An 11,976-nucleotide genomic window follows, 5' to 3' on the forward strand; every position below is an offset into this window, starting at 1 on the left:
TTTCCGCTATTGAGGCCGGACCTGAAACAGGGACAGCCCCACCCCATGAGCCTTGTCGACACGGTCAAGAACGCGTTCGTACCGATCCATCGCGAAGGCTATCCCTTCATCGCGGCCTTCGGCGCGGCGACCCTTTTCCTCGGCTATTTCTCGTCGATCCTGTTTTGGATCGGCCTGATCCTGACCGCCTGGTGTGTCTACTTCTTCCGTGATCCCGAGCGCGTCACACCGGTTGACGATCGCCTGGTGGTGAGCCCCGCCGATGGCATCGTCTCGGCGGTTGGCCCGGCCGTGCCGCCGCGCGAACTTGGCCTCGGCAATGTCGAGATGACCCGCATCTCGGTTTTCATGAACGTCTTTTCCTGTCATGTGAACCGTGCCCCCGTGCGCGGCCGCATTGCCAAGATCGAACATCGGCCCGGAAAATTCCTAAACGCCGAACTGGATAAGGCCAGCACCGAGAACGAGCGCAACGGTCTCGTCATCGAGAGCCCCAACGGCACGGTGGCCGCTGTCCAGATCGCGGGCCTTGTGGCGCGGCGCATCATCTGCTGGGTCGAGGCCGGTGGCTCGATCGCCATCGGCGAGCGTTTCGGCCTGATCCGCTTCGGCTCGCGCGTCGATGTGTTCCTGCCCTTGACCGCCACGCCGCGCGTTGCCGTTGGCCAGACGGCGGTCGGCGGCGAAACCGTGCTGGCCGAATTCGGCGGTGCCACCGGCACGCCTTTGGTCAGGATTTCGTAAGCGGTGGGCGCGCCGTTCAAGAAATTCGAGGCCCATGCCAGCGGCGGTCCGCGCATCCGCGAGATCCCGATGCGCATGGTGCTGCCCAATCTGGTCACCGTGCTTGCTATCTGCGCGGGCTTGTCCGGCATCCGTTTCGCCTTCGAAGACCGCTTTGAAACCGCGGTGGTCATGGTGCTGCTGGCCGCCTTCCTCGACGGCATCGACGGGCGCCTGGCGCGCATGCTGAAGGCGACGTCCAAGTTCGGCGCGCAGATGGATTCGCTGGCCGACATCGTCAATTTCGGTGTTGCGCCGGCCCTGGTGCTTTATGCCTTCCTGCTCGACCGCGCCGGCTCGCCGGGCTGGATCGCGGCGCTTCTGTTCGCCATCGCCTGCGGGCTCAGGCTTGCTCGCTTCAATGTGCTCGACGACGAGAAGGCCGAGCGTCCCCTATGGCAGTCTGAGTATTTCGTCGGCGTGCCGGCGCCGGCGGGCGCCGTGTTGGTGATGCTGCCGCTCTATCTCTATTTCCTGCGGCTCGGGCTGGAGCCCAGCCGCCCGGCCGCCTTCACCGCCACAGCGTTCACCGTTCTGGTCGCCTTTCTTCTGGTCAGCCGTTTGCCCGTCTATTCCGGTAAAAGCGTCAAGATTCCCGGTGACCGCGTGCTGCCGGTGATCCTGGCCGTCGTGCTCTATATTCTCTTGCTGATGACCTATCCCTGGTACACGCTGACAGCCTCGGTGGCCGGCTATCTGATCTTCCTGCCGTTTTCCGTGCGCGCCTATTCCAAGCGCGCCAAGCTGGAGGGTGAGAAGGTGCCGCCTTCGGATATTGGCTAAGGGCTAAAGCGCGTCGCGCCGAAACGGAGTCACGCGACGCGCTTTAGGTCTCTGTTTTCACGCATGTCGTTCTCCCAAGACCGAGGTCACTTTGGGCGACATGCGTTAAGCCGCGATGCCGAGCCCCAGCCTGTCGATCGCCAGCTTCCTGGTCGAGACATAGTCGGTCTTGCCGGAACCGAGCACCGGGATTTCTCCCACCTTGATGATGTCGTTCGGCACCATCAATTCGGCTGCCCCGGCCTTCTTGCCGAACTGCCGCAGCTCTTCCGGATTGGCATCGTCGGCGGTGGTGACCAGCACGATGCGCTCGCCGCGCCTCTTGTCCGGCACCGCCACCGCCGCATGGCGCTCTTCCGGCCACAGCGATTGCACCAGCATCTCGACAGCGCCCAGCGACACCATCTCTCCGGCGATCTTGGCGAAGCGCTTGGCACGGCCTCGAATGGTGATGAACCCTTCACGGTCGACGGCGACGATGTCGCCAGTGTCGTGCCAGCCAGTCAGCTGCTGCAACTCGCCGGGGCGGTCCGCGGTCATGTAGCCCATCATCAGATTGGGTCCGTCGAGCCACAACTGGCCGGCGTCCGAGATGCCCTCGACCGGCTCCAGCTTCATGCGCATGGCCGGCAAGAGCCTCCCGACGGTGCCATCCCGGCCATGGATCGCGGTGTTGACGGCAACCACCGGTGCGGCTTCGGTCAGCCCGAAGCCCTCGATGATCTCGGCCTGGAACCGCTCGCGATAGACACGGCGGGTTTCCGGCTTGACCGCCTCGGCGCCGGCGACGACGAAGCGCAGGCTGGAGAAATCACCGTCCTTGGCCGTGCGCGCATAGTTGGCCAGGAACGTGTCGGTGCCGAACATGATCGTCGGCTTCACCTTGCGCGCGATCTCGGGGATGATCTTGTAGTGCAGAGGCGAGGGGTAGAGGAACAGCTTTACGCCGGTGACCACCGGCAGGATGGTGCCGCCCGTCAGGCCGAAGGAATGGAACACCGGCAGCACGTTGAGCAGGATGTCCGCCGGCGAGATGGTGACGCGCGCCTCGGCCTGCATGGCATTGGCGAGCAGGTTCTTTTGCGACAGAACAACCGCTTTTGGCGTTCCTTCCGAACCCGAGGTGAACAGGATCACCCCTGGCTTGGCCGCATCCTGCCGCTGCAGCGGTAAGCGCCACAACAAGGCAGCGGCAAGCTTGTCCAGAGTGGTAACGCTTTCGCGCAGATCTTCCAGCCACAGCAGCCTGGCGCCGCCCTTTTCGACCGCAGCGACAATATCGGCAAGATCCGCCTTCTCGACGAAGGCGCGTGAAGAGACAACGGTACGGATGACGGCTGTGCGCACGGCAGCCGTGACGCTCGCCGGCCCGGCGGTGTAGTTGATCATTGCCGCCACCCTGCCGGCCGAGAGAACACCGACCAACGACAGCACGACGCCATTGGCGTTGGGCAGCATCAGCCCGACCGCTTCGCTTGGCGCCGTCACCGCCTCGAAGCGCCTGCCCAGCACGCGTGCGCCCATGAACATCTTGCGGTAGCTCAGTGCGCCGGAGATGACGTCCTCGATGATCGGATGCGAGGCGCCGACGCGGGTCGCGGCATCGCGCATGGCCAGGAACAGGCCACGATCGAGATCCGTGCCGAAAAGCCGCGCCTCGGCGACGCGGTCGAACAGCGCATTGGTGTTCGAAGCCTGGTCCGGGTTGCGCGCCACCAGCTCGGCGATAGTCATCGGCTCCAGCGCGCTGATCGACAATTGTGGAAACCAATGCCGTGGCGCCTTGTCGGCCGGTGTCAGCGAAACAGGCAGGCTGCGCATGCCGGAGACAAAGATTGGCACGATGCGCGCGTCGGCCTGCATAGCGATACGGGTGACGGCACGAAAAAGCCGAAACGTCTTGACGTCAGGCTCGACCGCATCCGGCAGGTAGACGGCGAGGCGCCCCTTACCCTTCAGTACGCGCACCAGGCGGCGACTGACGAAGACATGCTCGGCATTGAAGGCGATGGTGCGGCCAAGTTCGCGCCAAGGCTCAAGCCAGGGCGAGCGCGCCGAGACCTCGTCGAGTATGTGCAGCGTGTCATCGGGCAACAGCGACAGCATCAGCGCGGGCTCGAAGCGCGATTGGTGCGAGATCACATAGATGACCGGAACCTGCGCCTTGCGGGCGATCCTGATGCGGTTGTCGGCGATCCGGTAGGCGAGCTTGAACGGGACATAAAGCAGCGCCTGGCTGAAGCGCAGGCCGAGGCGGAATTTCTCTACCACGCCGATCAGCAACCAGGCCAGAACAAGGCCGGCAAACAGCGCCAGTGTCAGGATCATAGAGCTTCTCTCCCAACGATCTTTATTATAGCGGCTCTTTTGCGGCTGCGTCGAGGCAGAACCTAGACGATGTGGGAGGAAGGTCAATGCGGGAAGAAGAAGCTATGCTGCCTTCAAGCGCCCGCTGTCCGGGCTCCGTGCCGACCAGGCTTGAATCTCTTCGCCACCTCTTTGCAAAGAAAAGCCGACCTTGCGGTCGGCTTGGGAGTAGGACGGGTCGAGGGGTTTGGGGGGACTTGGGGGGGTGACCCGTCGCACCATTAATGTCCGAGTCCGGTAATGGTTCCGTGACCGTGTCACTTTTTTAAGAAACATTTGACGCGACCTGCTGGGAGCGGGCCGCCAGCCAGTCGCGGCCAGCATGGGCGAACACCGCGCAGAGCACGATGGCGCCGCCGATCATGCTGGCCATCGGTGGGATCTCGGCCAGGAACAGGAAGGCAAACAGGATCGCGAACGGCACTTCCGCCGAGCCGAGCAGGCCGGATTCAGGCGCTGGGATAAGCCGCGCGCCCTCCGTCCACAGGATGGAAGCCAATGCGAAGGAAGCACCGAACGTGACAAGCAGAACGGCGTCCCTTGCAGATACGGCCAGGGGATCGCTGACAAACCAGCCGAGTATGAACAACAGGAAGGCCGAAACCGCCCCGGCCCACACCACGGGCGTGTCGCGGAAGGCGCGCACCATGATCATGTAGAGCGCGCTGCCAATCGTCATCAGCAGCGCCAACCCGTCGCCGAACAGCTTTCCAGTGCCGAACCCCGACCAGACCATCATAGCCACGCCGCATAACGAGACGGCGGCCGCGACCATCGTCTGCAGGCGGAAAGGTTCGCGCATCAGCACCCAGGCCAGCACGGCGGCAATGAAAGGCGACGTCGCATAGATGACCGCGACATTGGCGACGAAAGTGAACTTGAAGGCGGAAATGAAGGCAATGCTGGCCAGCGCGCCTTCCACCGCCAGCAGCCAGCCGCGCCAGCCAAGCCGCAGTGTTTCACGGGTGCCCGAGCGGTGACGGCGCCACAGCACATAGAGGCTGATCAGGATCGAGCCGACAAAGCCGCGCCAGCAGGTGATCGTCAGCGGATCGGCATGGATCGACTTGGTCAGCACACCGGTCAGGCCGAACACGGCAGCCGATGACGACACCAATATGATGCCAAGCGTGCGCTCGGTGGTCTCGGTCGTAGCCGCCATGTCAGTCATGCCGCCAGCCTATCCCGTCATGTCCTGCCATCATCATGTCAGCAGTGGAGGCCATCCACATCACAACCGCTTGCGGAAATGCTCGCCGCCCACGATCAGCAGGCCGGCGGCGACGATAAGGGCGGCGCCCAGGAAAACCTCGCGGCGCGGCACGTCGCCCCAGATCGCGAAGCCGAGCGCGAACGCCCACAACAGCGAGCTGTATTCGAGTGGGGCGAGGATCGATGCCGGCGTACGTTTCATGCCTTCGAAGAGAAGATATTGCGCCAGGCCGCCGAGCGCGCCGACGCTGGCGAGAAGCAGCATCTGGGGCAGGTCCGGCGCATGCCACCACAACAGCGCCGGCGCCGCCGAAAACACCAGGAAATAGAAATTGTTGAGAAGGAGCTGGACCATCGAGCGCTCGGCAAGCGCGGTCTTGCGCAGGAGTACGATGGCGATGGCCCATAGGAGAGCCGCCGCCAGCACCAGCAGCACCGGAACGGACAGACCGAGATGGGTGGGGTCGCAAGCGACGAAGACGCCGGCAAAGCCGATCAATACCGCCAGCCAGCGCAGCAACGGCACCGTTTCGCCGAGCAAGAACACCGAAAGCACGGTGACGATGATCGGGGCCGCGTAATAGACGGTGGTCAGTTCGGCGAGCTGCAGGCTGCGCGCGGCATTATAATAACAGAGCCAGGCGGCGAGCGTGAAGGCACTGCGCACCAGCATCGGCCGTACGATCGGCGAGCGCACCGTGTCGGCAAACAGCGCCCGCCCGCCGATCACCGCGCAGGCGCTGAGAACGGTGATGCTGCGGAAGAACATGATCTGCCAGACCGTCAGGCCGGTAACCAACAGCTTGATCGAGGCGTCCTGCGTCGAAAACAGCAAGTAGGCGGCGCCGGTCAAAAGGATTCCGGCGAGAACCCTTTCGCGTGTTTCGAGAATAGCGATATCGGCCATGCGGCGTCGGACTGCTTGCGTGAGGCGGTTCCTGCCCCTGTCGGCTCCGCTGTCATCAGCTATACGGGGGAAAGCCTGCGCGGCGCTATTCCAGCGCCAGGCTTGCGTTGGGGCAGGGCCAACGCGCTCACTGCGTGGCTTGATAGAGTTCCGAGGCCGCATCCTTCAGCGCCCTCCGGCCGTCCGGGCGCAAGTACATCATGTGCCCACCTTCCACAACATCGAGGCGAATGGGCTTGCTGTCGGCAAGTGAGGGCAGCTGGCTTACCAGATAGCGTGAGGCCAGATAGGGTGTGACCAGGTCGGTATAGCCGTTGACGATCACGACGCCCAGCGATGGGTTGAGCGCCCGCGCCCGCTGCAGATCGTTCATCACACCGGCATAGCCCTGCCGCGAGGTGCCGTAATCCCAATTGCGGGTGATCTCCCCGTTGAGCAGCCGATAGCTGACATCGGTGTGGAAATTCAGCTCGTCGCGGACATAGCCGACGAAAGCCGAGGTCAGCGCCGGCACGCTGCGGTCGAGCACCGGATCTGGGCCTGCAATGCGAGCACTCTCCGGCGCGATATCGGCCGTGCCGATCATGGCGTCATAGGGACTGAGCACTTTACCTCTGGCGCGGGCAAACTCCCTTGCGAACAGCTCGGTCGGGATGCGCGCAAAATTCCGCTGCACGAGATCGAGCGGCAGCCCGGTCATTTCCGCCACACGCTCGCTCGCAACTCGCCCGCCTTCCTCCAGTCCGCTTGCAATCGCGGTGAGATAGTCGCCCAATGCATATCGCTCGACCTCGGCGAGCTTGGCCCGCAGCGCCTCGCCCGTAACGCCGTCGGCATTCAGCCGTGCCGCCGCCAGCGAAGGCAGTTCGAGCGCCCAGTGCAGCGGCTCGAACTGGTCGGGCAGCACCAGCATGAATTCCAGCGCCGGCGAGATCAGCACGACGCCGCTCGGGCCGACACCGATGTCTTCCTGCAGGGTCCGTGCCATCAGCGCCGCCCGGAACCCGCCATAACTTTCCCCGGCAAGGAAGAGCGGCGATCCCGTGCGGCCGTTCTGCGCGAGATACAGCCGGATGAAAGCGCCCATCGAACTGGCATCTTGATTGACACCCCAGAAATCATGCGTGTCCTGGCCCGGTGCCTCACGGCTGTAGCCGGTTCCGACCGGATCGACGAAGACGAGGTCGGTCATGTCGAGCCAACTGTCCGGATTGTCGATCAGCTTTTGCGGCGGGGGCAGGAATTCGCCATCGGCGCCGGTTGCGATTACGCGCGGGCCGAGCGCGCCGATATGCAGATAAGCGGAAGCTGCTCCCGGGCCGCCATTGAACACGAAGGTGATGGGGCGTCTTGGCTCCTTCACCGGGCTCGCCGGCGGCTGCAGCACATAGGCGACATAGAACATCTCCGCCGTGACGTCGCCCTTGCCGGAAAGCAGCGACAGCGTGCCGGCCTTTGCCTGATAGTCGAGCTTGCGTCCGGCCAGCGTGATCGAATGATTGGTAATCTGCGGCGACGGCAGCAGCGACAGCACTCCGCCTGTTGGCACCGGCCGCTCCGCTGTTTCGGCAAGCACAGGCTGCGCAATCGCGGCAACCATCAAAGCGATGAGGGGGATCAGTTTCAGCTTGAGCGGCATGGTGCCTCCGCGAGAACGACTGCCGCATAGGTATGGCTGGGGTGGTCGAAGTCAAAGGAAACGTCGAACGCAGTGGTTCGGCATAACTACCGCCGCGTTCCTTCGCTAGGATGTCTCAGGATTTTGCGCATGCCTCGCAAGACAATGCTATCAAGGCGAAAAGACCGTCGAAAGGAATGGAAAATGGACGCCACCGCGCTCAAGGCCATGCAGGCACCGCTCAAGGAGGTCTACCGCGACGATGCTTCGCGTGCGCTGATCACGCTGAAGGCCCGGGGCAGCCTCGACGACCAGTCGATTGCTTGCAAGGTGGAAACGGGCAGGGCGCTGGCGATCGCCGGCCTGCATCCGGCAACGGGCGGCTCAGGGCTTGAGCTGTGCTCCGGCGACATGCTGCTCGAAGCCCTGGTGGCCTGCGCCGGGGTAACGCTGAAGGCGGTGGCGACGGCGCTCGAGTTCAAGCTCGGCACCGCCTGGGTGGAAGCCGAAGGCGATCTTGATTTTCGCGGCACGCTCGGTGTCGCCAAGGACGCACCGGTCGGTTTTCGTGCCATCCGGCTCAATTTCAATCTCGACACGGATGAAACGCAGGAGCGTATTGACTCACTGCTGAAACTGACCGAGCGCTATTGCGTGGTATTCCAGACCATCAATCAGAAGCCGGAACTGACGGTGACGGCCCGGCGCTGATGATCTCCCCATCGAGGAGGGAGACATCGCCAAGGGCGACAGAGGAGGCCGGTACGTCCTGACGCGACTTCCTCCTGAACAAAGGAGGCCGGCGCTTCGTGCGCGGCGAGCCTCCTCTGCCTGCCGGCCGTCTCCACCTCAAGGCGGAGATTAAGCCTTACTGGGCTGACGGCTGTTCGGCATCGCCCTCGTCGGTGAAGGGCGAGGCGCTCGGCACGCATTGAATGGACCAGCCGGTCGGTGTCGGCTGCTTCTGATACTCGGTGATGGCGGCGGTGCACTGTTCACGCTTGTCGAAGGTGCTGGGCAGCACGACCATGCCACCCTGCGGGCCGGCGATTACCAGATACCAGACCAACGCTGCGGTCGAAGCCATGGGAATTTCCTTGTTCTGCCCAGCTCGGGCGCTTGTGGTGGGAGTCGCTACGATCCTACCAACTCCGCGGAAATGACGAAAGCATGACCGCGGCGCGGCCTTTCCACCTTAAATCACAGCCGCGTGATGATCTGGCGGATTTCCGAACCGGCGTCTTGCGGCCCTAGCTTATTCCGGTTGCTTGTAAGCGACGAAGCGGTTGTGCTTGGCTTGGAAGATCAGTCCGGTCTCCTTCAACTCGGGGCTGGCCAGCGGTACGATGCGCTTGGCGATCTCTGAAGGGTGCGGCAGCGTCTCGGGATCCTCGCCGGGGACGGCCTGGGCCCGCATCGCGGTGCGGGTGGCGCCTGGATCGGCGGCGTTGACGCGCAGCGGCAGGCTTTGCGTCTCATGGGCCCAGGAGCGCATCATGGTTTCGACCGCGGCCTTGGACGCCGCGTAGGGCGCCCAGAAGGCGCGCGCCGAATGCGCGGCATTGGAAGACAGAATGATGGCCCTGCCGGCATCCGAGAGCCGCAGCAGAGGGTCGACCGAGCGGATCAGCCGCCAGGTCGAGGTCACGTTGATGGTCATCACCTTTTCGAAGGTCTTGGCCTCGACATGGCCGATCGGCGAGATAACGCCGAGCACGCCGGCATTGGCGACGAGGATGTCGAGCTTGCCCCAGCGCTCGTGGATGGCGCCGCCCAGTCGGTCGATGCCGGCCATGTCGGCGAGGTCGAGCGGCACCAGCGTTGCCTGGCCACCGCCTGCCTTGATCTGATCGTCGAGCTCTTCCAGTCCGCCAACGGTGCGCGCAACCGCAATCACGTGGGCACCGGCGGCCGCCAGTTCCCTGGCGATGAAATAGCCTATGCCGCGCGAGGCGCCGGTGACGACCGCGACGCGGCCGGTAAGGTCGAGGGTCATGCGATGGATTCCGGAAGTCTGGCTGGGCTGATGATGGTCCGGCAATCCTACCCGCTCGTCGCCAGCAGCGACAGGGTGCGCACATTGTCGTGGCCTTCGAAGTCGAGCAGGCGGGTCGGATACTGGCCGGTGAAGCAGGCGTCGCAGAATTGCGGCTGCTCATTGTCGCGGCCGGCCTCGCCGACGGCGCGGTAGAGGCCGTCGATCGACAGGAAGCCGAGCGAATCGACGCGGATGAATTCAGCCATTTCCTGCACGGACATGCGCGAAGCCAGAAGCTTCGACTTCTCCGGCGTGTCGACGCCGTAGAAGCAGGAGGCGCTGGTCGGCGGCGAGGCGATGCGCATATGCACCTCCTTGGCGCCGGCGTCACGAACCATCTGCACGATCTTTTGGCTGGTGGTGCCGCGCACGATCGAATCGTCGACCAGAACCACGCGCTTGCCCTCGATCATGCGGCGGTTGGCATTATGCTTCAGCTTGACGCCCATGTGGCGGATCGAATCGCCGGGCTGGATGAAGGTGCGGCCGACATAATGGTTGCGGATGATGCCGAGTTCGAAGGGTATGCCCGCCGCCTGGCTGAAGCCGATTGCCGCCGGTGTGCCGGAATCCGGCACCGGCACGACAATGTCGGCCTCGACAGGGTTTTCCTGCGCCAGTTCGGCGCCGATGCGCTTGCGCACCTCGTAAACGTTGCGGCCTTCGACCGAAGAGTCCGGCCGGGCGAAATAGACATATTCGAAGATGCAGAAGCGGGTCTTCTGCGGCTCGAACGGAAACAGGCTTTCAATGCCCTTGGAGGTGATGACGACCATCTCGCCGGGTTTCAGGTCGCGCACGAAGCGCGCGCCGATAATGTCGAGAGCGCAGGTTTCGGAGGCAAGAATCCAGGCGCCGTCGAGATCGCCCAGCACCAACGGGCGGATACCGAGTGGATCGCGGCAGCCGATCATCTTCTTGGCTGTCATCGCCACCAGCGAAAAAGCGCCCTCGACCTGCCGTACCGCATCGATGAAGCGCGAGTTGAGATCCCGTTCCTTGCTGGTCGCCACCAGATGCAGGAGCGTCTCGGTGTCGGAAGTGGAAGAGAAGATCGCGCCTTGCTTCTGCAGCGCGCGCTGCACCGTCATGGCATTGGTCAAATTGCCGTTATGGGCAACGGCAAAGCCGCCATCGGCGAGTTCGGCGAAGAAGGGCTGGATGTTGCGCATGCCGGCGCCGCCGGTCGTGGCGTAGCGTGTATGGCCAATGGCCCGGTTGCCTTGCAGGCTGTCGATAACGCGTTGCTTGGTGAATGTGTCGCCGATCAGGCCGACATGGCGTTCGACATGGAACTGTGTGCCGTCATAGGAAACGATACCGGCCGCCTCCTGGCCGCGATGCTGCAGCGCATGCAGGCCTAGCGTGACGATGGCCGCCGCGTCTTGCCGGCCGAAAATGCCGAACACGCCGCATTCGTCATGGAAATGGTCGTCGGCCTCGGCGGAAAGCACGTCGTCTGCGTCTGCCATCTTAAGCTCCGCTAAAATCGCCATATAAGGCGCTCGCGCGTCGAAAGCAACGCACTGCCTGCAGTCCTTCACATGGTCGCGCGTTCTGGCGCCCCGTCCGGGGTGTCAGTTCGCCGGCGCTGCCGGCGCCGGCTTGGCCGTGTTGTCCGCCGGGCCGGCGTCACTGTCGTCAGGAGCCGGCGCATTGGCGTCGTCACCTGTTGTCGGCGCATCCGCCGCTGGCGCATCCGCCGCCGGTGCATCGGGGGCAGCCGGGGTCTCGGCGCCTGTTTTCGGGCTGAACTTCTTGAGGATTGCGTTTTCGGTGTCGGCTGGCAGCAGGTTCTCGATCTTGGCGCCTATCGATTCCAGCAAGGGCCGCGATTTGGCATCCGTGACCCAGGCTGGAGCCTTGGCGCCGGCCAGCCAGTTGAAGAACAAAAGTGCCACCGCCACCACCAGGATGCCGCGCGCGGCGCCATAGAGGAAGCCAAGCGTCCGGTCGAGCGCGCCGATCCGGGAATCGATGATCCAGTCGGCGAGCTTCATGGTGATGACCGAGACGACGATCAGCGCGATGATGAAGACGACGCCGGCGGAGGCCGCCATGGCGATCTTCTCGTTTTCGATGTAGGGCTTCAGGTAGGGCAGAACCGGTTTGTAGAAGAAGAAAGCCGCCGCCGCTGCCGCCGCCCACGAGACGACCGAAAGGACCTCGCGCGAGAAGCCGCGAACCATGGCGAGCATCGCCGAGACCAGGGTGAAGCCGACGAGAATTCCGTCAAGCAGCGTAATCGGCATGTCTTTCGCCCCACTC

11 protein-coding genes are annotated in these 11,976 nt (G+C 63.8%); 3 read left to right on the forward strand and 8 right to left on the reverse strand.

The window, feature by feature from the left end:
- Positions 1-45 precede the first annotated feature (45 nt).
- Positions 46-744, forward strand: coding sequence for a phosphatidylserine decarboxylase (locus FJ958_RS00300; protein WP_140737914.1), 699 nt, complete (start codon positions 46-48; stop codon positions 742-744).
- A 75-nt stretch (positions 745-819) separates the two neighbouring features.
- Complete coding sequence (gene pssA / locus FJ958_RS00305; protein ID WP_246679467.1) at positions 820-1,566, forward strand: CDP-diacylglycerol--serine O-phosphatidyltransferase; 747 nt, start codon at positions 820-822, stop codon at positions 1,564-1,566.
- Between the two features lie 105 nt (positions 1,567-1,671).
- On the opposite strand, the gene FJ958_RS00310 is transcribed toward pssA, so the two are convergent.
- The 4 genes from FJ958_RS00310 to FJ958_RS00325 form a co-directional block, all read right to left on the reverse strand.
- Positions 1,672-3,894: an AMP-binding protein gene (locus tag FJ958_RS00310; protein WP_140737920.1), complete on the reverse strand. Its 2,223-nt coding sequence runs from the start codon at positions 3,892-3,894 to the stop codon at positions 1,672-1,674.
- 304 nt (positions 3,895-4,198) lie between these two features.
- Entirely contained in the window at positions 4,199-5,104 is a 906-nt protein-coding gene (locus FJ958_RS00315; RefSeq protein ID WP_140737923.1) for a DMT family transporter, read from the reverse strand.
- A 60-nt stretch (positions 5,105-5,164) separates the two neighbouring features.
- Positions 5,165-6,052: a DMT family transporter gene (locus tag FJ958_RS00320; RefSeq protein WP_140737926.1), complete on the reverse strand. Its 888-nt coding sequence runs from the start codon at positions 6,050-6,052 to the stop codon at positions 5,165-5,167.
- A 127-nt stretch (positions 6,053-6,179) separates the two neighbouring features.
- Positions 6,180-7,691 carry a peptidase S10 gene (locus FJ958_RS00325; RefSeq protein ID WP_140737928.1) on the reverse strand — a complete coding sequence of 504 codons (1,512 nt, stop codon included), beginning with the start codon at positions 7,689-7,691 and terminating at the stop codon, positions 6,180-6,182.
- A 183-nt stretch (positions 7,692-7,874) separates the two neighbouring features.
- Between FJ958_RS00325 and FJ958_RS00330 the strand changes: the two genes are divergently transcribed.
- Positions 7,875-8,381 carry an OsmC family protein gene (locus tag FJ958_RS00330; RefSeq protein ID WP_140737931.1) on the forward strand — a complete coding sequence of 169 codons (507 nt, stop codon included), beginning with the start codon at positions 7,875-7,877 and terminating at the stop codon, positions 8,379-8,381.
- Positions 8,382-8,538: 157 nt separating this feature from the next.
- Here FJ958_RS00330 and FJ958_RS00335 read toward each other — a convergent pair whose 3' ends face one another.
- From FJ958_RS00335 to FJ958_RS00350, 4 genes are all read right to left on the reverse strand, one after another.
- Complete coding sequence (locus FJ958_RS00335; protein ID WP_140610848.1) at positions 8,539-8,757, reverse strand: hypothetical protein; 219 nt, start codon at positions 8,755-8,757, stop codon at positions 8,539-8,541.
- 168 nt (positions 8,758-8,925) lie between these two features.
- Complete coding sequence (locus FJ958_RS00340) at positions 8,926-9,666, reverse strand: SDR family NAD(P)-dependent oxidoreductase (RefSeq protein ID WP_140737934.1); 741 nt, start codon at positions 9,664-9,666, stop codon at positions 8,926-8,928.
- 47 nt (positions 9,667-9,713) lie between these two features.
- On the reverse strand, positions 9,714-11,180 hold the full coding sequence (gene purF, locus FJ958_RS00345; protein ID WP_140737937.1) for an amidophosphoribosyltransferase: 1,467 nt from the start codon (positions 11,178-11,180) through the stop codon (positions 9,714-9,716).
- A 105-nt stretch (positions 11,181-11,285) separates the two neighbouring features.
- Positions 11,286-11,960: a CvpA family protein gene (locus tag FJ958_RS00350; RefSeq protein ID WP_140737939.1), complete on the reverse strand. Its 675-nt coding sequence runs from the start codon at positions 11,958-11,960 to the stop codon at positions 11,286-11,288.
- Positions 11,961-11,976: the final 16 nt, after the last annotated feature.

This window comes from Mesorhizobium sp. B2-3-5 (genome assembly GCF_006442395.1).
Taxonomy (GTDB): Bacteria; Pseudomonadota; Alphaproteobacteria; order Rhizobiales; family Rhizobiaceae; genus Mesorhizobium.

What these genes read in the sequence shown, in the direction of transcription:
- FJ958_RS00300 (WP_140737914.1), top strand. Translation starts at nt 46, where the DNA reads ATGAGCCTTGTCGACACGGTCAAGAACGCGTTCGTACCGATCCATCGC.
- pssA (WP_246679467.1), top strand. Translation starts at nt 820, where the DNA reads ATGGTGCTGCCCAATCTGGTCACCGTGCTTGCTATCTGCGCGGGCTTG.
- FJ958_RS00310 (WP_140737920.1), bottom strand. Translation starts at nt 3,894, where the DNA reads ATGATCCTGACACTGGCGCTGTTTGCCGGCCTTGTTCTGGCCTGGTTG.
- FJ958_RS00315 (WP_140737923.1), bottom strand. Translation starts at nt 5,104, where the DNA reads ATGACTGACATGGCGGCTACGACCGAGACCACCGAGCGCACGCTTGGC.
- FJ958_RS00320 (WP_140737926.1), bottom strand. Translation starts at nt 6,052, where the DNA reads ATGGCCGATATCGCTATTCTCGAAACACGCGAAAGGGTTCTCGCCGGA.
- FJ958_RS00325 (WP_140737928.1), bottom strand. Translation starts at nt 7,691, where the DNA reads ATGCCGCTCAAGCTGAAACTGATCCCCCTCATCGCTTTGATGGTTGCC.
- FJ958_RS00330 (WP_140737931.1), top strand. Translation starts at nt 7,875, where the DNA reads ATGGACGCCACCGCGCTCAAGGCCATGCAGGCACCGCTCAAGGAGGTC.
- FJ958_RS00335 (WP_140610848.1), bottom strand. Translation starts at nt 8,757, where the DNA reads ATGGCTTCGACCGCAGCGTTGGTCTGGTATCTGGTAATCGCCGGCCCG.
- FJ958_RS00340 (WP_140737934.1), bottom strand. Translation starts at nt 9,666, where the DNA reads ATGACCCTCGACCTTACCGGCCGCGTCGCGGTCGTCACCGGCGCCTCG.
- purF (WP_140737937.1), bottom strand. Translation starts at nt 11,180, where the DNA reads ATGGCAGACGCAGACGACGTGCTTTCCGCCGAGGCCGACGACCATTTC.
- FJ958_RS00350 (WP_140737939.1), bottom strand. Translation starts at nt 11,960, where the DNA reads ATGCCGATTACGCTGCTTGACGGAATTCTCGTCGGCTTCACCCTGGTC.